Raw genomic sequence first — 23,406 nt, 5'->3', positions numbered from 1 at the left:
AAAACAAGAAAGTTTGCACTATCACGCGATGAAAATGCCGCTACTGAGACTTGATGTAGAGGTATTTCTCAAACTCATCTATGGTCATCGGCTTGGCAAAATAGTAGCCCTGAATGATGTAACAGCCACGGCTAAAGACCTGCTCTAGCTGTTCCTGGGTCTCGACCCCTTCGGCCACCACCTTGAGCTTAAGGTTACGGGCCAGCTCTATGATACTGCTGGCGATCGCCTGATCCGCCTCGTTAGTGGCGATATCGATCAGGAAGGAGCGGTCGATCTTCAGCGTGCTGACATCGAAGCTGCGCAGATAGGCGAGCGATGAGTAGCCGGTACCGAAATCGTCGATGGCCACCTCTATGCCGATCTCCCGCAGCGCTTTAAGATGATCCTTGGCCACATGCAGCTCTTTCATCAAGACGCCCTCGGTGATCTCCAGCCCCAGCATCTTAGCCGGCATGCCAGACTCCTTGAGCGCCTGCTGCACGTCTTGAATAAAGTCGGGTTGCCTGAAGTGCACCGCCGAGACGTTGACCGACAGTTTCAGCTCGTCGCCAAAATGTTCGGCCCACTTGGCGCCCTGCAGACAGGCCTGCTTGATCACCCAACGGTCAATTTCGATGATCAGGCCGCATGACTCCGCCACCCGGATAAAGATATCGGGACGGATATAACCTTCCTTGGGGTGATGCCAGCGCAGCAGCGCCTCCATGCCCACCACCTTATCGTCTCTGAGGATATCGATCTGCGGCTGGAAATAGAGCTCAAACTCCTGCCTGTCCATCGCTTTACGCAGCTCTGCCTCTAACTTGAGGTGATACAGGGCCTCGGCATTACGCTCGGCCGAGAAGTATTGGAAGTTACCGCGCCCCTCTTCCTTGGCGTGGTACATGGCCTGGTCGGCGTTCTTGATCAACACCTCTGGCTGTTTGGCATCATCCGGCCACAGGCTGACCCCGATACTGGTGGAGATGAAGAACTCACGACCATAGAGCTCGAACGGCTTCTCTATCTGGCGGATCAGCGCCTCACACAGATGATTAACCTCGTCGATATCCACCATGTCACGCATCAGGATCACAAACTCATCGCCACCGAAGCGGCAGAGGGTGTGATTTTCGCTCACGCAGGCTTGCAAGCGGCTGGCGGCCTCCACCAGCAGGGCATCGCCCATGCTGTGGCCATAGGAGTCGTTGACGTTCTTGAAGCGATCCAGGTCGAGGAAGATCAGCGCCAACTTATCTTCGGTCTGCTCGGCGCGATGGATACACTTAGCCAGGCGCGCGGCGAACAGGGAGCGATTGGGCAAGCCGGTCAGCACGTCGTAGTTAGCCAGGCGGCGCAGATCCGCTTCGGTCTGCTTACGCTCAGTGATATCTGAGAAGACCGCCACATAATGGCTGATGTTGCCGCGATCATCTTTCATGGTGGACAGGTTCAGCCACACGGGGCAGATAAGGCCCTCGGCGCACTGAAACTCGTGCTCGCCGGTCCAGGTTATCCCCTGCTCCAACAAGATGTTGATCTCATCACTCCTGTCTTCGCTGCTGTGAACCAGCTGGGCAAAGTATCTGTCGATAAGATCATCGGCGCTCATCCCCAGAATCGATTGGGCCGCCTTGTTAGAGACCCTCACCCGTTCATCGGCATCTAAGATCAACACCCCTTCCGAGGTGTTGGCAAAGGCCTGGGCCAGCAGTTTAACGTCATCCTCCAGTCGTCGCTGGGTGGTGATGTCGGTATAGATACCGGCAACCTTCTTCACCCGGCCGCTAACCGGGTCGAACTCTAATGCGCGGCCACGCACCCGGGTCCAGCCCCAAGACTCGTCGGGGCGACGGTAACGATAATCCACATCCAATCTGTCATCCTGCTTCGAGAGCAGGCGTTTCCAGGCGGTAAATACCTTTTCCTGATCATCGGCGTAGATGGGAAATTCATCCATCTTAAGCTCGAAGGCATCCCCCCTGTCGGGGAAATAGCGACCACGGTTTTCCAACAGGAAGGTTTCGCTCTCGCTGTGCCACTCCCATAGCTCGGAATCACTTCCCCGCAGCGATTGTCGCAGCCTATCCTCGCTCTCCTTGAGCTTCTTGTTGACCCGTCTGAAAGCGCCTATCTGCTTCTGACGCAGCAGCAGGAAGTAGAGTCCCACCAGCAATAGCGATATCAGCAGCAAGCCTCTGAACCAGTCATAGTTCCACCAGTAATCCTCAACCACGAAGTTGAACGAATAAGGGGTCTGCGACCAGACGCCGTTTTGCTCACTGAGAATGTCTAAGGTGTAGTGGCCATCCTTGAGGCCCGAAACGTTGACCTGGGACTGACCCATCAGCTGTAAGTACTTGCTCTCCTCTGGCGCCTTACCGCGGCGCAGACGATACTGCAGCTGAAACGGAATATCGGTCAGATAGTCGAGACTCGTCAGCTGGAAACTGATCAGGCGCGCGCCGGGTTTTATCAGCATACCCGCCTCGGGCACCAGTTTGGTTTCCGTGTTGTCCTCGTAGAATACGGAGACAGATTCCATCATGATGCCATCTTCCGCTAGGCGGTTACGCATCTGGGGCACATCCACCAGGGCAACCCCATCTGGGCTACCGACATACAGGCCGACGCCTGGCTCATAGAAGGCGGCGCCGTCGTTGAGCTCGTGACTGATCAGTCCGTCCTGCTTCTCGATAACCGTGATCCCGCCGGTGGTGAGATCTTGCCTCACCAGGGAGTTGGCACAGCCGAGCACCCGATAGCCCGGCAACTGCTCGATGAAATAGACGGAGCTACACTCCACCTGCCAGTTGTCGGTGAGAAAATAGGTCAGGCCTGTCTTGGGGTGATACTCCACCAGTCCCTTGGGTGAGGTGCCCAGCCAGAGCACGCCTGAATCCACTTCTTTGATATAACTGACATCTACTGAGATGTTCTCATCGGCAAACAGATCGACGCGCGAATAGAAGAGCCCCTTGCTATCGATATAGCCAAACAGATTCTCGCCACCGATCCATAACTTGCCGTCGGCCGCCCGGTAGATAGAGCGCAGCGGGATCTGATGCAGGGTACCGTCGACGCCTTTGACCTGCATTCGAGTCGGCTCCAGGCTCCCCTTGTCCCAGTAGAACAGGCCCGTGGCGGTGACGAACCACCAGCGCGAGGTGATCAGAGGGTCCTTGTAGCTGAAGTAGATCATCTTATTTTCGAGCGAGGTGCGCCCACCGCTGATCTCGGCGAAACGCATGGTCTTGCGCGCCTGCTTGTCGTAGATGAACAGGCCATTGGTTGTGCCCAGCAGCAGACGCTGCTTGTCGAACTCGCTCACCGTATAGACACTGTCGTTGACCTCCATCTCGTCGGGCAGGTAGGTCTCACTCTTCTTGGCGTCACGATCGACCTCGATAAGTCCCTTGTCTGTGCCCAACCACAGCTTATTTTGCTCTGCAAAGATGCTCCAAACCATCTCATTACTAATCTGATAAGGGGCGTTGCGGGTAAAGTTGTCCAGCACGAAATCGGGATCGTCGGCGATGATCGCCAGGCCGTCACCCGAGCCACCAACCCAGACCAGGTCATTATCGTCCACCGCCAGGTCATAGATGTAGTCGAGATCCGCCGCCAGCTTCAGCTCATTGCTAAAGTGCTTTATCTCCAGGGTGTCCGGGTGCCACTTGATCAACCCCTCACGACCCGAGAGCCAGAGAAAGCCGAGCTTATCCTGGGCCATCTGGGTCACATAGAAGGGGATCTGCTCTACCTTCTCGAGGGTTAATGAGTCGGGGTAGACGCGATACAGACCATTGCTCGAGCCTAGCCACAAACGCCCCGCCCTGTCTTCGAACAGATTCTTTATCTGGCCCTGCTCTTCGGTCCAGGGAAAGATACCTCTGAGCATCCCCAGACTGTCTCTAAGCTGCAGCTCGTAACTCTTGCCAACGATTAACTGGGCATCGCCAAATTGCGACAGCACGAACCAGGGCATATCCGGGTCGCTCGGCAAGGCGCTGATGAAGGTGAGCGTCATCGCCTTGTAGTCGAGTCGGTACAGCTCGCCGACATAGCTGAGCAGCACATAGCTACCATCTTTCTGGCGGGTGATCGCCTGTAGCCCATTTTGATGAAACTCGGGAAACAGCTTGTCGCTGCCCAGCTGGACAAACTCATCTTTGACTATGTCGTACAGATAGGTGTTGGCATAACTGCTGACCAACAGGTGCTGTTTGCTCAGGGATTCGGCGAGATAGATATACTCGTCGGAGAGGCGGATATGGTTGGCGTCCTTGTCGATACGCCGCGCCTTGGTATCGCTGATACGATACAGCCCCTGCTCGGTGGAGAGCCAGGTATAGCCATACTCATCGAAGCTGATGTCGTTTACCGTGGCATTGTTGAGGCCGTCCCGCGCGCTAAAGACCCTCTGCACCAGATCGCCCGCCATACTTGGCGCGGTAAAGCCAATCATGAAAAGCAAACAGCCTAATAAGCGTAACGCCTGGGTAAAACTCATAGAGGATCCCATCTCAGACAGACAGCACAACGGGGTTGGGGCATAGCGCGATAAACTTATAATTGTTACAAAAATATAATATATAAGTTAGCCAGCCAAAAAAAAAGCGCTCAGTGAGCGCTTTTTCCGATTTCAGAAGCAATTACTTTTTCTTCTTTGCCTTAGGGTTAGGCAAATCGGTAATTGAACCTTCGTAGATCTCGGCCGCCAGACCGACAGACTCATGCAGTGTTGGGTGAGCGTGGATAGTCAATGCCAGATCTTCGGCATCACAACCCATCTCGATAGCCAGACCGATCTCGCCCAGCAGTTCGCCACCGTTAACACCCACGATAGCACCACCGATCACGCGATGAGTTTCCTTATCGAAGATCAGCTTAGTCATACCGTCTGAGCAATCAGAGGCGATTGCACGACCACTCGCCGCCCATGGGAAGCTTGCTGTCTCGTAGGCGATGCCTTGCTCTTTAGCTTCTTTCTCGGTCAGACCAACCCAAGCCACTTCAGGATCTGTGTAGGCAATTGATGGAATCACCTTAGGATCGAAGTAGTGCTTCATGCCAGCAATCACCTCGGCAGCGACGTGGCCTTCATGCACACCTTTGTGTGCCAGCATTGGCTGACCCACGATGTCACCGATAGCATAGATGTGTGGCACGTTGGTGCGCATCTGCTTGTCGACATTGATGAAGCCACGCTCATCGATGTTCACGCCAGCCTTGTCGGCGTCGATCAGCTTGCCATTAGGTGTACGGCCGATAGCTACCAATACTGCGTCGTAGCGAACTGGCTCGGTCGGTGCCTTCTTGCCTTCCATAGAGACATAGATACCGTCTTCTTTCGCTTCAACGGCAGTCACCTTGGTCTCAAGGATCAGGTTGAACTTGTTCTTAATCTTCTTGGTGTAGACGCGAACGATATCTTTATCGGCAGCAGGGATCACCTGGTCGAACATCTCAACCACGTCGATTTCACTACCCAGTGATGAGTAAACTGTACCCATCTCAAGACCGATAATACCGCCGCCCATTACCAGCAGCTTGCCAGGAACTTCTTTCAGCTCAAGCGCATCGGTCGAATCCCAGATGCGTGGATCTTCATGAGGAATGAAAGGCAGTTGAATTGGACGAGAACCCGCAGCGATGATCGCTTGTTCGAAGTGAACCACTTTCACGCCATCTTCACCGGCAACTTCGATGGTGTTAGGACCGGTGAACTTACCCAGGCCGTTAACCACGTTGACTTTACGCATCTTAGACATGCCGCCAAGACCGCCAGTCAGCTGGCTGATAACACTCTGCTTAAACTCACGTAGCTTATCGAGATCGATCTGTGGCTCGCCAAATACCACACCGTGGTTTGAGATGGCCTTAGCTTCCTCGATCACTTTTGAAACGTGCAGCAGTGCCTTAGATGGGATACAACCCACGTTCAGACACACACCACCTAGGGTGCTGAAACGTTCTACGATAACAGTCTCCAGGCCTAAGTCGGCAGCACGGAATGCTGCTGAATAACCTGCAGGGCCTGCACCTAAAACCACTACCTGAGTTTTGATTTCGTTACTCATGTTTTCCTCTATTCTTTCTCATTGTGTTGGGAGGAATTCCGGCCCAACCCATTATGACGCCAGCTTTTTGAACGTTAGTTCTTGTAAGGTGGCCGCATTTTAACCTTTCAAGGAGTTAAACAAAAGGCTACTCATGGTGAGTAGCCTTCATCATTACAAAATAAGTGTGCGTATGTCGGACAGCATACTTGACAGGGTCACGCTGAAGCGTGCCGCCATGGCGCCGTCGATCACACGGTGGTCGTAAGATAAAGAGAGCGGCAACATTAACTTAGGCTCGAACTCTTTACCATTCCACTTAGGTTTAATTTCAGACTTAGAAACCCCTAAGATCGCCACGTCAGGATAGTTAACGATAGGCGTAAATGCCGTACCGCCGATGCCACCCAGGCTAGAGATGGTGAAACAGCTACCCTGCATGTCGGCTGCCTTAAGCTTGCCGTCACGGGCCTTAACCGAGATCTCCATCAGCTCGGCCGACAGTTCTATGATACCTTTCTTGTCGACATCACGAACCACAGGCACAACCAAGCCATTTGGCGTATCGACCGCCACACCTATGTGGTAGTACTTCTTCTTGATCAGCGACTCACCGTCGGCACTCAGGCTGGCGTTAAACACCGGGAACTGCTGCAGTGTCTTGGCGACCGCCTTCATCATGAAGACCAGCGGCGTGATCTTAACACCAGTCTTCTGCTTAGCGGCAATCTCGTTTTGCTGCTTACGGAAGGCTTCCATCTCTGTGATGTCGGCTTCGTCGAACTGAGTCACGTGTGGAATGGTGACCCAGTTACGGTGCAGGTTAGGTCCAGAGATCTTCTGGATACGGCTCAGCGGCACTTCTTCCACTTCACCAAACTTAGCGAAATCAACCTTAGGTGCTGCAATCACCTGCAGACCGCCCTCACCGGCGCCCACACTAGTGGCCGCAGAGGCTTTAGGACGAGACAGCTCATACTTGATAAAGGCCTGAACGTCTTCCTTCAGAATACGTCCCTTAGGACCAGTACCAGTTACCTGAGTCAGGTCTGCACCAAACTCACGTGCCAGACGGCGAACCGCTGGCGAGGCGTGTACGGCACCTGTTACCGGCTTGCTACCGGCACTCGGGTGATGCGGCACAGGCGGCTTGCTCGCCGCCGGCGCTGGTGCGCTTGCTTGTGGCGCTGGCGCAGCTGCAGCTGCCGGAGCAGGAACCGCCGCAGGGGCACTTGACTGTGTCTCAATAGTCGCGATGACGCTACCCTGAGAAACCTTGTCACCCACCTTAACGGTCACAGACACCAGCTTACCGGCGAACGGTGCAGGTACTTCCATGGTGGCCTTGTCGGTTTCCAGAGTGATCAGGCCTTGGTCGACCTCAATCACATCACCGGCAGCGACCAATACCTCGATAACATCGACGTCAGACGCGTCGCCGATATCGGGTACGGCTATCTCTTTCACTTCGATGCTGGCATCGGCCGCTGGCGCAGCCTCTGCGCTTGGTGCTGGAGCCGCGCTCACAGCAGGAGCCGCAGCTTCGCCACCGCTCACCTCAAGCATCAGGACCAGAGTGCCTTGAGAGACCTTGTCGCCAACGGCCACTTTCATCTCTTTCACGACACCTGCAGCCGGCGCTGGTACTTCCATGGTCGCCTTGTCGGTTTCCAGGGTAATAAGCCCTGTGTCGACATCTATGCTGTCGCCCACGGCCACCAGCACTTCAATCACGTCGACATCTGAGGCATCGCCAATATCCGGCACTGTCACTTCAATCACTTGTGCAGAGACTGGCGCCGCAGCAACAGGCGCTGCCGGAGCAGGCGTAGCCGGTGCTGCTGGAGTCACTTCGGCGGCCGCTGGTACAGGCTCGGCGGCCTGCGCCTCACCCGCTTCCATCATGGCGATAAGTGTACCTTCTGAGACGGTATCGCCCACGGCGACCTTAATCTCGGCAAGTTTACCGGCGAAAGGCGCAGGAATATCCATGGTCGCCTTGTCACTTTCTACGGTAATGATCGATTCTTCGGCGGCGAGGGTATCGCCTACCGCAGCACAGATCTCGATAACCTGTACTTCATCCCCACCGATATCGGGGACTAAAACTTCTTTTAATTCAGCCATGCTCTATCCCCTTACGCGAACTGTGGGTTGATCTTGTCAACATCGATGCCGTACTCGGCAATTGCTTGCGAGAGTACTTCAACTGGCAACTCGTTGCGGTCAACCAGCGACTTCAGTGCGGCGATCACGATGAACTTGGCATCCACTTCGAAGTGGTGACGCAGGTTCTCGCGGCTGTCACTGCGGCCGAAACCGTCGGTACCCAGCACCTTATAGTCGGTAGGAACATAGGCGCGTAGCTGCTCGCCATATATCTTCATATAGTCGGTGGCAACAACGGCTGGTGAATCGCTAGATAGCACCTTGCTGATATAAGCCTGCTTCGGCGTCTCGGTTGGGTGCAGCATGTTGTAACGCTCTGCCGCCTGACCGTCACGAGTCAGCTCGTTGAAGCTGGTCACGCTGAATACGTCTGACGAGATGCCGAAGTCTTTCGCCAGCGCCTGCGCCGCCTTGCGAACTTGTTCAAGGATGGTGCCACAGCCCATGAGCTGTACCTTACCCTTACCGCTACCAGACACCGATTCCAGCTTGTAGATACCCTTGACGATACCTTCCTCGGCGCCCTCTGGCATCTCAGGCTGAACATAGTTTTCGTTCATCGTGGTCAGGTAGTAGAAGATATCTTCCTGGTTTTCGCCGTACATGCGACGGATACCGTCTTGAACGATAACCGCGATCTCATAACCATAAGTTGGGTCGTAAGAGATACAGTTAGGGATAGTGTTAGCCAATACGTGGCTGTGACCGTCCTGATGCTGCAGACCTTCGCCGTTCAGGGTAGTACGACCTGACGTACCACCAACCATGAAGCCACGAGCACGCATATCACCTGCCGCCCATGCCATGTCGCCAATACGTTGGAAACCAAACATAGAGTAGTAGATGTAGAATGGGATCATTGGCATATCGTTAACCGAGTAGCTGGTCGCCGCAGACACCCAAGAAGACATGGCGCCTAGCTCGTTGATACCCTCTTGAAGTACCTGGCCTGACTTATCTTCGCGGTAGTAAGCCACCTGATCCGAGTCTTGTGGTACGTACTTTTGTCCTTCGTGAGCATAGATACCCACCTGGCGGAACAGACCTTCCATACCGAAGGTACGCGCCTCATCCGGGATGATAGGAACAATATTCTTACCTATCTTCTTATCTTTCAGCAGCGCAGTCAGAATACGGACGAACGCCATGGTGCTTGAGATCTCACGACCGTTAGACCCCTTGAGGATAGAATCGAAGATCTTCAGTGATGGTACTTCTAGGTCTTCAGAGAACTTCTGACGGCGAGCCGGCATAGAACCGTGCAGCGCGGCGCGGCGTTCCTGAAGGTACTTCACCTCTTCCGAATCTGGACCTGGGTGATAGAAAGGGATCTCTTCTAGCTTGTCGTCAGGGATCGGGATATTGAAGCGGTCACGGAAGTAACGAACGGCGCTGATATCCATCTTCTTAACGTTGTGCGCGATGTTCTTACCTTCACCTGCATCACCAAGACCATAACCTTTAACTGTCTTAGCCAGGATAACGGTTGGACGGCCCTTGGTGTTCTTAGCGTGTTGCAGCGCGGCATAGATCTTCACTGGATCGTGACCACCACGGTTGAGGCGCCAGATGTCATCATCAGACATGTTAGCAACCATCTCGGCGGTTTCAGGGTACTTACCAAAGAAGTGCTCACGGGTATAAGCGCCACCTTTGGCCTTACAGTTTTGGTATTCGCCATCGACGGTTTCTTCCATCAACTGCAGCAGCTTACCGCTGGTGTCGCGCGCCAATAGCGGATCCCAATAGCGACCCCAAATGACCTTAGCCACTTCCCAGCCAGCGCCGCGGAATTCGCCTTCAAGCTCTTGAATGATCTTGCCGTTACCACGTACAGGGCCATCAAGACGCTGCAGGTTACAGTTAACGATAAAGACCAGGTTGTCCAGCTCTTCACGAGCGGCCAGACCGATAGCACCTAGCGTTTCTGGCTCGTCACACTCGCCGTCACCCAGGAAGCAGTATACGGTTTGCTCAGAACAATCTTTCAGACCACGATCGGTCAGATACTTCAGGAAACGCGCCTGATAAATCGCCTGGATAGGACCCAGACCCATAGAAACTGTTGGGAACTGCCAGTAGTCAGGCATCAACTTAGGGTGTGGGTAAGATGATAGACCCTTGCCGTCCACTTCCTGACGGAAGTTAGCCAGTTGATCTTCGGTCAGGCGACCTTCGAGGAAAGAGCGCGCATAGATGCCTGGTGCGATATGGCCCTGGAAGTAAACCAGGTCACCACCATCCTTCTCGTTTGGTGCACGGAAGAAGTGGTTGAAGCAAACATCGTAAATGGTTGCACTAGAGGCGAAACTGGAAATGTGACCACCCAGCTCAAGATCTTTCTTCGAACCACGCAGTACCATGGCCAGGGCGTTCCAACGAATGATGGCGCGAATGCGACGCTCCATCTCTTGGTTACCTGGCATATGAGGTTCCTGACCGGCAGGAATCGTGTTGAGGTAGGCGGTGGTCGCCTTATAAGGCAGATGTGTACCGTTACGACGAGCCTTGTCGATTAGCTTCTCAAGAAGAAAATGAGCACGTTCCGGACCTTCTTGCTCTAATACGGCTTGTAATGAATCGACCCACTCTTGAGTCTCTAACGGATCTAAATCTTGCAGCATATGTTCAGACATTTCGCAGTCCTTCCCTATATACATTAATTGTATGAATTGAATAATAAAAAGTGGCAGCTAGACCTAAGCCTACGCGCCACTCTTCAAACGGCGCAGACTACGCTGCAACCGGCTATCTTCTTCCCTCACAGACAACATCACTTCCTCAATGTAGCTTAGATGCTCGTTTGAGGCTTCTCTTGCGGCTTCGGGATCACGGCGCACGATGGCGGCAAGAAGATCTTGCCTATGCTCGTTCGCCATTTTAGAGGCATCAGCTCTGCGCTTTAGCAACTCTAGGTTTTGCGCCACATTCTTATGCAGCACGGGAGATAAACTCAGTACCAAGTGCAACATAGCCACGTTGTGTGAGGCCTCGGCAATGGCGCGATAAAAACACACGATCGCCTCTGCCTTCGCCTCGATGTCAGACGCAGCTTCTACCGCTTGGATTTTTTCTTTGATGTTTTGCATGTCCGCATCGGTACCCCGAAGCGCCGCAAAATAGGCCATCATGCCTTCAGTGGCGTGACGAAACTCGAGAAGATCATACTGACTCTCGGAATCGCTGTGCATCAGTTCCACAATAGGATCGGCAAGACTCTGCCAAAGTTGCTCTTTGACATAGGTTCCACCGCCTTGACGACGCAGCAGCAGGCCTTTTGCTTCTAACTTTTGAATTGCTTCACGAAGAGATGGTCGAGAGACTTCGAATTGCAGTGCCAATTCACGCTCTGGTGGTAACTTCTGACCCGGTTGCAGACTCCCCTCTAGGATCATCTGCTCCAGCTGATTCATGATCACGTCAGAAATTTTTGGCTGGTTGATTTTGCTATAAGCCATATGGCCCTCAGCTCCTATTGTAAATTGGTCTTACCAATTTAATTGACTGAGCGCACTTTATCAAATCACATTTCAGATGTCCAGTTCGTGATCTGCTTCATGTAAACTCACGATTTGTGAGAATAGCTTATATTTATGATTAAGGGGTCTGACCATTGCTCCAAGCACCTAGGGTTGGTATTAAGTAGAAGCAACGAAGCGAGTCAGGCACTAGTTTGCCGCCGGTCTCGCCCAGTCCCTACACTACCACCCCGAAGATCGTCAGCAAAGAGAGACCGATCACGAGTAAGATAAAGTTTCGCTTACTCAACTGTAGCAAAGAGATGGTCGATTGGACGCAAATAGGTGTAGGTGAATTAAATTCAACTGTCTCTGCCGCCAGGGCAACCTCGGAGATCACATCTCGCGCCGGACATCGCCAGCACAATGCCTGCTGGCGCCAACGGCTAAATGCAAGCGAAAAGTGGCCGCTGAGCACATAGCCCAGGGCGATCAGGCGGCTCGGCAGCCAGTCCAACAACATCAAGGCGGTATCCACTAAGGGAAGATCCGCGCCTCGGCTCTTGGCATCGTCAGAGAAATAACGCACGGTACAGTAGAGCACGGCACCGGCCGGTCCAAAGAAGATAAGGTATAAGGCTACGGCGCCATAGAAGCGATAGTTAAGCCAGGCAACCGTTTGCCCGACCTTCTCGCCAAGATCCTGCTCGGAAACGGCATTAAGTGACACATAGGGATCGAGCTCATCGGCAAAATGGTAACAGGCCTGGGCATCGCCGCGGCAGGCTGCCTGTATATATTGCTTGAACACCTGTCGCTGCTTGAGATGACTGAAACAGAGAATCGACACCCCGACCCAGAGCCCGAGGCTCAATAGCCCCCAAAACATGCCGGCCACAAACCAGGCCAGCACTTGGACGGCTATCGCTGGCAAAATCAACGCAATCGCCATCATAAGATCATTGGTTAGCTGCTTGCGACCAAAGAAACTCTTGGCATACAAGGCTAATAGGGTTTCTAGCTGCCATGCCTGGGGTAATAGCTTGAGGCGCTCAATCATGATCGCCAACAATAAGGAAAACAGTGCCATCTTACTCCCCTCTCCCTTCCATCTGATTATTTTACTTTTGGTCAATGAAACTATTGAGTAGCTTAGCCAGTCACTAGGCTGGCGCGATATCTGTGCCAGTCGAAACTCTCGCCCGGATCTGTCTTACGCCCTGGGGCAATGTCGCTGTGCCCGACGATAAGATTTCTATTGAGCATAGGATATGCGTCAAACAAGACCAAGGTTAATTGCGAGAGCCGCTCATACTGCTCGTCGGTATAGGCAAGGCTATCTGTTCCTTCGAGCTCAATACCTATGGCAAAGTCGTTACAACCGGTACGCCCTGCAAATGAGGAGACGCCGGCATGCCAGGCGCGGTCATCACAGCTGACATACTGCACCAACTCGCCGTCTCGCCGTACAAGAAAATGCGCCGACACTTCTAATCCTTGTAGGTCGCAAAAACTCTCATCAGCTTGAATATCCAAACAACCTTGAAAAAGCTGGTCGATATAGGGCAAGCCAAACCGGCCAGCAGGCAGGCTGATATTGTGGATCACCAACAGGCTCACTTCATTATCTGGACGGGCATTAAAATGTGGCGAAACACACTGTCGACACTCTCGAATCCAACCTTTGTGCAATGTCATGTTAGCCACAGACCAATCTACCTCCAAACAATATCAAGCCGTTAGCACTTTAACCCAATTCGGATGATAGCCGCCAGTCACACGAGACCAATGATTACAAATCGGCACAAATTGCGTCTATCTTCACCGTGTAGCACTAAATATCCCTGCTTTTTCAATCAGGGATTTGTTACTATTAACGGCATATAGCTAAGTGCTCGCAGCCATTGAATCAACAGAGATAACCCATTCGAGCCACAAATGATGCGCTCAGGGAGTGCGGCGAGCCGCCATGAGGAAAGAAAGATGCTGGAAAATGACATTAGATTAGCCGTCAAAGTCGCACTCGAAGAAGATTTAGGTTTTCAGGCCGATTCAAATCTTACCGCCGAAGAAAAGTTAAGCCTGGATATCACGGCTCAACTTATTCCAAGCGATAAGTATGCGCAGGCCACCTTGATCACCCGCGAAGAAGGGGTCTTTTGTGGTAAGGCCTGGGCAGAACAAGTCTTTAACCAGTTAGGTGGTGAAGTTGCCCTGCACTGGCATGTGGACGATGGCGATCTCGTCTTACCGAATCAAGTGTTATGTGAAATGTCAGGTTCGGCCCGCGCTATTCTTACCGGTGAGCGCACCGCGATGAACTTCATCCAGACACTATCTGGCGTTGCCACCCTAACCAAACTCTATGTCGACAGACTGGCGGGCACCCACTGCAAGCTATTAGATACCCGCAAGACCATTCCAGGTCTACGCACGGCACAAAAATATGCCGTCACCTGCGGCGGTGGCAAGAACCATCGAATAGGCTTGTTCGACGCCTTCCTTATCAAGGAAAATCACATCATGGCCAGTGGCTCAATTGCCTCTGCCATTAATGCCGCCCATAGGCTTGCCAGCGACAAGCTAGTGGAGGTCGAAGTCGAAAGCATTGATGAACTCAAGCAGGCACTCGATGCAGGTGCCGATATCGTCATGCTCGACAATTTTGACGTCACCATGATGATAGAGGCGGTAGAGCTAAATAATAGCTATAACGAAAACCAGCGGGTAAAACTCGAGGTATCGGGCAACGTGACGCTAGACACCATCTCAGACTATGCCAAGACAGGAATCGACTACATTTCAGTCGGCGCCCTCACTAAACACGTCAAGGCTCTGGATCTGTCGCTACGACTCAAAGACTAATTTTTCGTAATAAGAAAGTAGATGGCAAACCGAATGCTCAGCTTGGTTCTACTCCCGACCAAGCTGAGCAACATTTGCGCAACAAACCCTGTTTCACCAAATCTTGTACGTATAATGAGCGGGTCAAATGCGGTGTTTTAACCGCTATAAAATTGACACTATTGTCTCGATCGCCAATTTTTCAGCCAAAGTCATAATTACGCTATAACTTTTTTTACAAAAAAAAACTTTATTAGACAAATTCACCATTAAATTAGTACTTTGATGCGATTTACGGTTCCCTTTTTATTAACTTTGTACTAACTTTGGCTTTAGGCGAGATGGCCCTTTCGGCCAGCTTACCATGAAGGTAAACCGACTTAGTTAGTCGAAAGCATTAATTATCGTTAATTGAGGATTTTCTAGGCTGGCGACAAGTTCAATGAAACATTCCCTTAACATTTACATGTTATCTGGAAGCGTTATGCGAGAGTGCCACTGAATGAGTAGCAGCAAATTAGCTGTGCTGGGTCAGAAGAGAAACATTAATTTTAACATAATGATTTTGATGAACTAAATTGCCAAATGGTGCAGTTTGCCGAATGAAGATTAATCAAACTTAGAGTGAAAACCTCGATTGGCGTCGGAACATGGTGGCTGCCCACTGACATAATCAGTGGCATTCACTAGCGACAGACCTCAATCAGGAATTCATAAAGACAAGTTGATAGCAATAACGATTTGATCAGGGACGACATCTTAAGTGACGCAGGAGCGCACAGAGTAGAACAGCTTTAGCCCTTATTTTAGGCTTATATTAAACATCGCCCTTAACCGTGGTAAATATAACCCGGTAAGTAGCAGTAATTAGTAGTGTTTCATAAGAAACATGTCTATAACTACAAGGTCGGTGCTAGATCAAGTCGATGCTGGAAAATGGGCTATCATTGTATCTACGTCAGTAAGAGATGAATCGAGTCAGAGTTCTGTCAAACGGAGAGAGAAAAAATGAAAGGTATCAAAATGTCTCGTAACATGAGCAATGCTAAGGGTTTCACCCTGATTGAATTAATGATCGTTGTTGCAATCATCGGTATTCTCGCCGCAATTGCACTGCCTGCTTATAAAGATTATGTAGCGAAAGCAAACGCAACAAATGCTGTAGCATCAATGAGTGGTTCTAAAATAAAAGTAGCTGAAAGATATTCAGTAGAAGGTACATTAGACTGCAATTCACGTGCTGCGAATGCTACAACTGGTGTAACAGCATTAGCAGCTATACCTTATTGTAAAACGGGTACAACTGGCGCTCTAACAAACACTGTAGGTGGAGTGACAGCAACTTTAACACCTTCTGCAGCAACCACTGGGGCAGTAGGTGAACTTGAGTGGGCGTGTGCATTAACCGGAACAGGTTCAGCATCGGTCACCATTAAAAACTGTACTGCTAGCTAGTTAGAGTTAGTTATCACCATGCTAAACAAGAGGTTGATTCACGCAGTCAACCTCTTGCTTTGAAAAGCTTAAGGTACAAATCTTATATGCCTACAACAGGGTTACATTTAGGCCTCTCAACCCTATTTCTTCGCAAACAACTGCTAAGCGAAGAACAGATCGCATCGGTAATAACAGAATCTCGACAATCCAAACTTTCTCTTGTTTCAACAATCGTGTCAGGAAAGCTATTATCCGCCAGAGAGATAGCTGAACTTTGTTATGAGGAATATGGCACCCCTCTGCTCGATCTTAATGAGTTCGATATCAGTAGCATTCCCGAAGACTTCCTCAACAAAAAGCTGATCGAAAAACATAAGTGCTTGCCCCTGTTTAAGCGCGGCAACCGTCTCTATATCGGCACCTCAGATCCAACAAATATCGCCGCCTTAGAAGATTTCCAGTTCAGCGCCGGCCTGCACGCCGAAGCCATTCTCGTAGAAGATGACAAACTCACACTAGCCCTTGAAAAAGTGCTAGAAGAAGATATCTCGGCGCTCGACTTAGACGGCATTGACGAAGAATCATTATCTGGAATAGAAATTTCTGAAACAGATAAACGCCAGGAAGATCAACAGGGCGATGCCAGCGATGACGCCCCAATCGTTATCTATATCAACAAAATTCTAACTGATGCCATACGCAAGGGGGCTTCTGACCTACACTTCGAGCCATATGAGAAACGCTATCGCATACGCTTTCGAATCGACGGCATCTTACATGAAGTATCCGAACCCCCTGTTAATCTATCTGGCCGCATTTCCGCGCGTCTCAAGGTAATGTCTAAGCTGGATATCGCCGAGCGCCGCGTTCCCCAAGATGGCCGCATCAAGATGAAGCTGTCTCGAACCAAGTCTATCGATTTTCGTGTCAGTACCTTGCCAACAATCTGGGGCGAAAAGATCGTAATGCGTATCTTGGACTCCTCATCGGCACAGCTCGGCATCGAAAAACTGGGGTATGAGGATGATCAGCGCGCCCTCTACGAGGAGATGCTGGCCAAGCCCCAAGGCATGATCTTAGTCACGGGCCCGACTGGTTCGGGTAAAACCGTTTCCCTGTATACAGGCCTTAATATTCTCAATACCGAAGAGCGCAATATCTCAACCGCAGAAGACCCAGTCGAAATTAACTTAGAAGGGGTCAACCAGGTTCATATTAACTTAAAGGCGGGCCTTACTTTTGCCTCGGCCCTACGCTCATTCCTGCGTCAAGATCCTGATGTTGTCATGGTGGGCGAGATACGTGACTTGGAAACTGCCGAAATTGCCATTAAAGCAGCACAAACCGGTCACTTGGTACTGTCAACACTCCACACTAACTCAGCTGCCGAAACCCTAACCCGTCTCATCAATATGGGCGTCCCTGGATATAATATAGCCAGTTCAGTTAACCTGATTATTGCTCAACGTCTTGCACGGCGACTCTGCACCGAATGCCGTCAGCCGGAAGACGTGCCCGAACATGAATTGTTAAAGCTCGGTTTTACCCAAAGCCAAATAGATGAAGGCTTTACCGTCTATAAGCCTGTTGGCTGCGATCTCTGCTCTGGCGGTTATAAGGGGCGTGTCGGTATTTATGAGGTGATGAAGATGTCAGATGAGATTGCCCGTACTATTATGGAAGGCGGCAACTCATTGCAAATCGCCAATCAAGCAAAAGAACAAGGCATGCGCGATCTGCGTGATTCAGGGCTACGTAAGGTCATTGCCGGAGTAACTAGCATTACAGAAATTAACCGCGTCACAAGCTTCTAATAAATACATACTCTTCGAGGATTTTCCATGGCTAGCGCAACACTCGCAAAAACAACGACCAAAAAGCAAAAAGCAGCCAAATCTCAACCTAAAGTGTTTACTTTCGAATGGAAAGGCACCAACCGAGATGGAAAAAAAACCTCAGGGGAACTTCGTGGCACATCTTCAGCCGAAATCAAAGCTCAACTGAAATCTCAAGGCGTTAATCCCAAGGTCGTTAAGAGAAAGCCTGAATCCCTGTTCAAGCGAGATCCTAAGATAAAACCTATGGATATCGCCATGATCACCCGCCAGATAGCGACTATGCTGGCAGCGGGCGTTCCTATTGTCACAACACTTGAAATGCTAGGTCGCGGCCACGAAAAGCCTAGAATGCGCGAGTTACTTGGAACAATTGTGGCTGATGTGCAGTCCGGTATTCCACTCTCAGATTCATTAAGACCTCACAAGCAATATTTCGACGATCTCTATGTCGATCTCGTCGCAGCAGGCGAACACTCAGGTTCCCTCGATGCAGTATTCGACCGTATCGCCACCTATAGAGAAAAAGCAGAAGCCCTAAAATCTAAAATCAAGAAGGCGATGTTCTATCCTGCTGCCGTAGTGGTCGTAGCAATTGCTGTTACGACGTTACTGCTTCTTTTTGTTGTCCCTCAATTTGAAAGTATTTTTGCAGGCTTTGGGGCAGAGTTACCGGCATTTACACAGATGATAGTGGGAATTTCAAGGTGGCTACAATCCTCTTGGTACTTATTTGTTATCGCCATCATTTTAGGTGTTTGGTCATTTAGACGTGCCCACCTTACATCGCAAACCTTTCGAAACAGAGTAGATGAAGCGATTTTAAAAATCCCTGTCATCGGGGACATTCTACATAAAGCAGCTATGGCACGCTTTGCGCGAACACTTGCAACAACTTTTGCAGCAGGTGTACCACTTATTGATGGCCTAGAGTCCGCAGCAGGAGCATCAGGAAACTATGTCTACCGCAGCGCACTCATTAAAGTCAGAACCGAAGTTATGTCAGGTATGCAGATGAATGTTGCCATGCGAACCACAGGCCTATTTCCCGATATGCTTATACAGATGGTGATGATCGGTGAAGAATCTGGCGGACTAGACGAGATGCTCAATAAAGTTGCCAACATCTATGAAATGCAAGTCGATGATGCGGTTGACGGGCTCTCTAGCCTTATCGAGCCTATCATGATGGTTGTGATCGGTACCTTAGTAGGCGGCCTGATCGTCGGTATGTATCTACCTATCTTCCAGATGGGCAATGTGGTCGGCTAAGACAACTTTTATACATTTACTTTTAAAATAAAAAATAAGCTTTCTCAATGACTGAAATTACTCAATTATTGGCTCAGTATCCTTTACTGTTTGCCGCAATTTCCTTTGTCTTCGCTGCAATCATTGGCAGTTTTTTAAATGTAGTGATTCATCGGCTTCCCGTAATGATGAAAAGAGAGTGGCAACTAGAATGTAACCAATATCTCGATGAATATCACAACGCAACCGTTGCGGAAATTAAAGATAAATTAGCTCAGCCAATCGATGACTATCCAGAAAAATACAATCTTGTTGTACCAGGCTCTGCCTGCCCAAAATGTAAAACAAGCATAAAGCCTTGGCATAATCTACCAGTATTAGGCTGGTTAATGCTTGGTGGAAAATGCGCTCATTGTAAAACACCTATCTCAGCAAGATATCCTGTCATGGAAGCCTTAACTGGATTAGCTGTTGCCTATCTGGCATACCGTTTTGGCCCAACGTGGCAATTTGTCTTTGCCACCATTCTGACCTTTGGCCTGGTAGCCTTAACAGGAATAGATCTCGATGAGATGCTGCTGCCGGATCAGATCACTTTGCCACTCTTATGGATTGGCCTACTTATAAATCTAAATGCCACCTTTGCCTCGATTACAGATGCGGTCATTGGCGCTTCTGCGGGCTATATGAGCCTTTGGAGCGTGTTCTGGGGATTCAAAGTATTAACCGGCAAGGAAGGTATGGGTTATGGCGACTTTAAGCTATTAGCCGTGTTCGGTGCCTGGTTTGGCTGGCAATTACTGCCCCTCATCATCCTGTTATCCTCCATTGTTGGCGCACTAGTTGGCTTGCTACTTATCGTCAATAAGAAGATCAATTCTGGCAATCCCATACCGTTTGGCCCTTATATCGCCTTAGCAGGCTGGATAGCCATGATTTGGGGTGAGAATATTGTAAATTGGTACCTATCTACCTTATAGCCTTTAGCTAAGAAAACATCATGTCAAAATTTGTTGTAGGCCTCACCGGCGGTATAGGAAGCGGCAAGACGACTGTCGCCAACTTGTTTTGTGATATGGGTATTGATCTTGTTGACGCAGATGTTGTCAGTAGAGAGGTTGTCGCCAAGGGGACGAAAGGGCTAACCGAAATTGCTCACCATTTTGGCCCTAGCGTCCTCCTCGAAGATGGCGAGCTCAATCGCGCCGCCTTAAGAGAGAAAATTTTTAACGACCCATCTGCAAGAGAGTGGTTGAATAACCTTCTGCACCCGTTAATCCGGACGGAAATGTTAACACAATTGCAAAATGCGACCTCAGCCTACGCAATTTTAGTTGTCCCCTTGCTATTTGAGAACGGTTTAGATAGGTTAGTCAATTGCACTTTAGTGGTTGATATTTCGCCAGAGTTACAAATAAAGCGGACCACTGAAAGGGATGCTGTCGATGCGCAGCAAGTAAAAAATATAATAGCTAGCCAGGCGAGCAGAGACGAAAAACTATCTAAAGCCGATGATGTTATCGATAATCGAGGTGATATCTCGGCATTAAAAGAAAAAGTCGCTGTATTACATAATAAATACATAAAATTAGCCGCTCAGACTTGATAATCGTCATGAATGAATTGATCTATGAACAACCGCTAAACGAGAAGACTCGAAGCTACCTTAGGCTAGAGTACCTCGCTAATCAGGTGCAAAGTAATTTAGATCAAGATCATCAACATCGTTGTTTCTATCCGTTATTTTCTCTTTGTGAACTCACCGAACGTTGTGACTATCGCAGTGAAATTATAAAAGACATCGATAAGCAGCTAATAAACCTCAAAAAATGGCAGCACCTCCCCCACATCGATGAGCAGCAGGTAGAAGGCTATATCGATCAGATGCAAGAGGCGAGAGTTAAGCTAATCCGCTGCGAACGACCCGGACAAAAACTAAAACAAGACAGGTTTCTCTCAGCGTTACGCCAGCGATTCGGCATGCCAGGTGCCTGCTGTAACTTCGATCTCCCCCAGCTACATTACTGGTTAGCCAAACCCTGGGAAGTACGCCAGCAAGAGTACAAGAACTGGACAGAACATTTCGAATGCCTGTTAACACCAATCAAACTACTGCTTGAGCTCACCCGTAAAACAACCGTTTATAACCCTGCAACGGCCACAGCAGGCTTTTATCAAGGGTCGAGCACTCAAGCCCTCTCACTTATCCGAGTGAAGATAGATCCCGCTCAGGGATGCTATCCCACCATCAGTGGCAACCGTAACCGCTACGCCATACATTTCGTCTTATTTGACCAACAAAAACACTCAGACAGATCGATAGACTTTATGTTGGCAACCTGCACCTAAAGTGGTTTACCATAGCCGACTGTTACAAACCGGCCAATGGGAATGATTATGCCAACCACAGTTAAATGCCCTACCTGCCAGAAAGAGGTGCTTTGGTCCAAAGAGTCGCAATTTAAACCCTTCTGCAGTGAAAGATGTAAGCTGATCGACCTTGGCGACTGGGCATCAGAAAAGCACGCCATCCCAGTAAAGCCCGAGTTTGATCCCGAAGCCCTAGATTCACTAGGCTATGAAGAAGCAGACTTTTTTAAGGACCACTAAATGAAACGTGTGCACGTCGCGGTAGGCATAGTATTCGATGAACAAGAGCAGATCTTACTTGCCAAACGTCCAGCTCATCTACACCAAGGTGGAAAGTGGGAATTTCCTGGTGGCAAGGTCGAATCTGGTGAGACAACCTCCGAAGCGCTGATAAGAGAGTTAAGGGAGGAAGTTGCAATAAAAGTTACCTCCACAAGCCCCTTAATGGCAATTTCCCACGATTATCCAGATAAGCAAGTATATCTTGATATCCATACAGTAAAATCCTTTTCTGGTGAAGCTCAGGGACTTGAAGGCCAAGAAGTTAAATGGGCTAGACTCGACGAGCTCAAAGACTTTGACTTTCCAGAAGCCAATACGCTCATCATAGAAAAACTCCTCTCTTTATAGCAACGAATCCGAAAGCCCGAAAATCAGTTCGGGCTTTTACACTTCCTTCCTAGCAAATCGCAATCGCTTTCAACGTACCACTTCCTGAAGATGGATATTCTCGAATAAGTACGATCGATATGAGGTAAACGACTTATTACACCTATTTTTGATTAAAGATGTCCACCACTCACCAAACAAGTAGCCGCGACTCTAAGTAAACAGGCCTAATAATAATGGCTTAAATGTCAGGCAGACATTTTAAAGTCCCACATAGACTCTAATACTTATACTGCAAACGTTTTCGCTAAGAGCTTCAGGCCCTTATTCGCGTGAGTAAACCTCACGAATGCAAAATACTTTCGACTTCATCAAGTTAATCATTCTGTCGTCTCTCACTTGTGAGCAACAACAACCACGTATCAAGCAATAGCTATAGGCTTCAAGCTAGAAGCTACACCGTGTTTAATTAAGAAATTAAGGCTCTCATATAAGGGCGTATGACATCCGCTTGTCAAGCGCAGCTTAATGGATGACTGGAGCGCGAAGCCGCTAGGCTGCGAGCCGGGGACAAGGCACATGAATGTGCCGAATGCCATAAACGCAGTATGCAGTTTATGGCCAAGCTCAACGGAGAGCGACCGCCATGGATGGCGGAAGTGTCGATATAGAAGGAGCATTTATCGACCGACGTCGGGAGTAAGTGCCTGTCATGGCCAGCTTCGAGCCAGACATCAACACTAACTCCCTTCTCTCTCACATGGGGACGTAAGACATCCGATTAGAACTGAACAGAGGGAATCAACATTCCAGTTACTTTGTCAAAAGCAAAAGAACGGTAGCAACTGGAAATGACCTACTCGGTTCGCGCAGCGAACACATGGGGGTGAAAGTGAGGCGCTTTAAATACTCAGTATTTAGCCTCACTTGAACGCGGAGAAGCAATGCTTCGTAGCCGGAGACCCCGCTCAGCGGTGGGACGACATCGGGAGTAGGCATTCATGCCTACATAAGTGAATAAGCCACCTGACTTTAATTAAGGTGGTTTCGAGAAGGTATGCCGACAATTTCATAAACCCCAAACGCAAAAAAGCCACCTTATTCAGGTGGCTTCTTCACTTAATTAGGCGCCTGGAAATGACCTACTCTCACATGGGGAGACCCCACACTACCATCGGCGCGATTGCGTTTCACTTCTGAGTTCGGGATGGGATCAGGTGGGACCACAATGCTATGGTTTCCAGACAAATTCTTACTGGTTAATTCTTCGTCTGACGGCATTGTTTCCTCGCTGCAGTGCTCATGTACGCTAGTACACTCCGCGCTTCGCTTCGTTACGGCTTTGTCAGCCAAACAATTACCTGCGTAATTAACCAAAATAGTAAATTT

General features: G+C 49.9%; 16 protein-coding genes and 1 rRNA gene. 9 read left to right on the top strand and 8 right to left on the bottom strand.

The features are described 5' to 3' along the window. Positions 1–40: 40 nt before the first annotated feature. The 7 genes from AYI87_RS12480 to ampD all read right to left on the bottom strand — a co-directional run bounded on the left by AYI87_RS12480 (position 41) and on the right by ampD (position 13,369). Positions 41–4,495 (bottom strand): EAL domain-containing protein, encoded by a 4,455-nt coding sequence (locus AYI87_RS12480; RefSeq protein WP_144202511.1) that lies wholly within the window; start codon positions 4,493–4,495, stop codon positions 41–43. A 142-nt stretch (positions 4,496–4,637) separates the two neighbouring features. After that, positions 4,638–6,065 (bottom strand): dihydrolipoyl dehydrogenase, encoded by a 1,428-nt coding sequence (gene lpdA / locus AYI87_RS12475; RefSeq protein ID WP_041509825.1) that lies wholly within the window; start codon positions 6,063–6,065, stop codon positions 4,638–4,640. 153 nt (positions 6,066–6,218) lie between these two features. Then, the gene (gene aceF / locus AYI87_RS12470) at positions 6,219–8,171 is read right to left on the bottom strand and encodes a pyruvate dehydrogenase complex dihydrolipoyllysine-residue acetyltransferase (protein ID WP_144202509.1); all 1,953 of its coding nucleotides are present in this window, start codon (positions 8,169–8,171) and stop codon (positions 6,219–6,221) included. A gap of 11 nt (positions 8,172–8,182) precedes the next feature. After that, positions 8,183–10,849: a pyruvate dehydrogenase (acetyl-transferring), homodimeric type gene (aceE, locus tag AYI87_RS12465; RefSeq protein WP_144202507.1), complete on the bottom strand. Its 2,667-nt coding sequence runs from the start codon at positions 10,847–10,849 to the stop codon at positions 8,183–8,185. Between the two features lie 69 nt (positions 10,850–10,918). Further along, positions 10,919–11,671 (bottom strand): pyruvate dehydrogenase complex transcriptional repressor PdhR, encoded by a 753-nt coding sequence (pdhR, locus tag AYI87_RS12460; RefSeq protein WP_011867228.1) that lies wholly within the window; start codon positions 11,669–11,671, stop codon positions 10,919–10,921. 238 nt (positions 11,672–11,909) lie between these two features. Then, positions 11,910–12,761 carry a beta-lactamase regulator AmpE gene (gene ampE, locus AYI87_RS12455; RefSeq protein ID WP_011867229.1) on the bottom strand — a complete coding sequence of 284 codons (852 nt, stop codon included), beginning with the start codon at positions 12,759–12,761 and terminating at the stop codon, positions 11,910–11,912. Between the two features lie 62 nt (positions 12,762–12,823). Further along, positions 12,824–13,369, bottom strand: coding sequence for a 1,6-anhydro-N-acetylmuramyl-L-alanine amidase AmpD (gene ampD, locus AYI87_RS12450; protein WP_144202505.1), 546 nt, complete (start codon positions 13,367–13,369; stop codon positions 12,824–12,826). Between the two features lie 285 nt (positions 13,370–13,654). Here ampD and nadC point away from each other — a divergent pair, with 285 nt between their 5' ends. The 9 genes from nadC (at position 13,655) to mutT (ending at position 22,038) form a co-directional block, all read left to right on the top strand. Then, positions 13,655–14,536, top strand: coding sequence for a carboxylating nicotinate-nucleotide diphosphorylase (gene nadC / locus AYI87_RS12445; RefSeq protein WP_222116778.1), 882 nt, complete (start codon positions 13,655–13,657; stop codon positions 14,534–14,536). Positions 14,537–15,523: 987 nt separating this feature from the next. Next, the gene (locus AYI87_RS21505; protein ID WP_222116777.1) at positions 15,524–15,970 is read left to right on the top strand and encodes a prepilin-type N-terminal cleavage/methylation domain-containing protein; all 447 of its coding nucleotides are present in this window, start codon (positions 15,524–15,526) and stop codon (positions 15,968–15,970) included. An 86-nt stretch (positions 15,971–16,056) separates the two neighbouring features. After that, positions 16,057–17,766, top strand: a complete 1,710-nt coding sequence (pilB, locus tag AYI87_RS12435) for a type IV-A pilus assembly ATPase PilB (RefSeq protein ID WP_144202503.1) — start codon at positions 16,057–16,059, stop codon at positions 17,764–17,766. Between the two features lie 27 nt (positions 17,767–17,793). Further along, positions 17,794–19,059, top strand: coding sequence for a type II secretion system F family protein (locus AYI87_RS12430; protein ID WP_144202501.1), 1,266 nt, complete (start codon positions 17,794–17,796; stop codon positions 19,057–19,059). Positions 19,060–19,106: 47 nt separating this feature from the next. After that, positions 19,107–20,018: a prepilin peptidase gene (locus AYI87_RS12425; protein WP_144202499.1), complete on the top strand. Its 912-nt coding sequence runs from the start codon at positions 19,107–19,109 to the stop codon at positions 20,016–20,018. Between the two features lie 20 nt (positions 20,019–20,038). Then, positions 20,039–20,644: a dephospho-CoA kinase gene (gene coaE / locus AYI87_RS12420; protein ID WP_144202497.1), complete on the top strand. Its 606-nt coding sequence runs from the start codon at positions 20,039–20,041 to the stop codon at positions 20,642–20,644. Between the two features lie 8 nt (positions 20,645–20,652). Continuing rightward, entirely contained in the window at positions 20,653–21,387 is a 735-nt protein-coding gene (gene zapD / locus AYI87_RS12415) for a cell division protein ZapD (protein WP_144202495.1), read from the top strand. A gap of 48 nt (positions 21,388–21,435) precedes the next feature. Next, positions 21,436–21,648 carry a DNA gyrase inhibitor YacG gene (gene yacG / locus AYI87_RS12410; RefSeq protein WP_041407493.1) on the top strand — a complete coding sequence of 71 codons (213 nt, stop codon included), beginning with the start codon at positions 21,436–21,438 and terminating at the stop codon, positions 21,646–21,648. Then, positions 21,649–22,038 (top strand): 8-oxo-dGTP diphosphatase MutT, encoded by a 390-nt coding sequence (gene mutT, locus AYI87_RS12405; RefSeq protein ID WP_144202493.1) that lies wholly within the window; start codon positions 21,649–21,651, stop codon positions 22,036–22,038. A 1,108-nt stretch (positions 22,039–23,146) separates the two neighbouring features. Here the strand turns inward: mutT and rrf are convergent. Beyond that, a 5S ribosomal RNA gene (gene rrf, locus AYI87_RS12400) occupies positions 23,147–23,262 on the bottom strand. Between the last annotated feature and the right edge of the window lie 144 nt (positions 23,263–23,406).

The sequence above is a fragment of the Shewanella sp. KCT genome, from assembly GCF_007636505.1.
In the GTDB taxonomy this organism is placed as follows: Bacteria; Pseudomonadota; Gammaproteobacteria; order Enterobacterales; family Shewanellaceae; genus Shewanella; species Shewanella halotolerans.
This window is presented reverse-complemented; position numbering and strand designations above follow the sequence as displayed.

Coding starts and splice junctions, on each gene's coding strand:
- nadC (WP_222116778.1), top strand. CDS start 13,655: ATGCTGGAAAATGACATTAGATTAGCCGTCAAAGTCGCACTCGAAGAA.
- AYI87_RS12480 (WP_144202511.1), bottom strand. CDS start 4,495: ATGAGTTTTACCCAGGCGTTACGCTTATTAGGCTGTTTGCTTTTCATG.
- aceF (WP_144202509.1), bottom strand. CDS start 8,171: ATGGCTGAATTAAAAGAAGTTTTAGTCCCCGATATCGGTGGGGATGAA.
- AYI87_RS12425 (WP_144202499.1), top strand. CDS start 19,107: ATGACTGAAATTACTCAATTATTGGCTCAGTATCCTTTACTGTTTGCC.
- AYI87_RS21505 (WP_222116777.1), top strand. CDS start 15,524: ATGAAAGGTATCAAAATGTCTCGTAACATGAGCAATGCTAAGGGTTTC.
- pilB (WP_144202503.1), top strand. CDS start 16,057: ATGCCTACAACAGGGTTACATTTAGGCCTCTCAACCCTATTTCTTCGC.
- AYI87_RS12430 (WP_144202501.1), top strand. CDS start 17,794: ATGGCTAGCGCAACACTCGCAAAAACAACGACCAAAAAGCAAAAAGCA.
- aceE (WP_144202507.1), bottom strand. CDS start 10,849: ATGTCTGAACATATGCTGCAAGATTTAGATCCGTTAGAGACTCAAGAG.
- zapD (WP_144202495.1), top strand. CDS start 20,653: ATGAATGAATTGATCTATGAACAACCGCTAAACGAGAAGACTCGAAGC.
- yacG (WP_041407493.1), top strand. CDS start 21,436: ATGCCAACCACAGTTAAATGCCCTACCTGCCAGAAAGAGGTGCTTTGG.
- ampD (WP_144202505.1), bottom strand. CDS start 13,369: ATGACATTGCACAAAGGTTGGATTCGAGAGTGTCGACAGTGTGTTTCG.
- coaE (WP_144202497.1), top strand. CDS start 20,039: ATGTCAAAATTTGTTGTAGGCCTCACCGGCGGTATAGGAAGCGGCAAG.
- mutT (WP_144202493.1), top strand. CDS start 21,649: ATGAAACGTGTGCACGTCGCGGTAGGCATAGTATTCGATGAACAAGAG.
- pdhR (WP_011867228.1), bottom strand. CDS start 11,671: ATGGCTTATAGCAAAATCAACCAGCCAAAAATTTCTGACGTGATCATG.
- lpdA (WP_041509825.1), bottom strand. CDS start 6,065: ATGAGTAACGAAATCAAAACTCAGGTAGTGGTTTTAGGTGCAGGCCCT.
- ampE (WP_011867229.1), bottom strand. CDS start 12,761: ATGGCACTGTTTTCCTTATTGTTGGCGATCATGATTGAGCGCCTCAAG.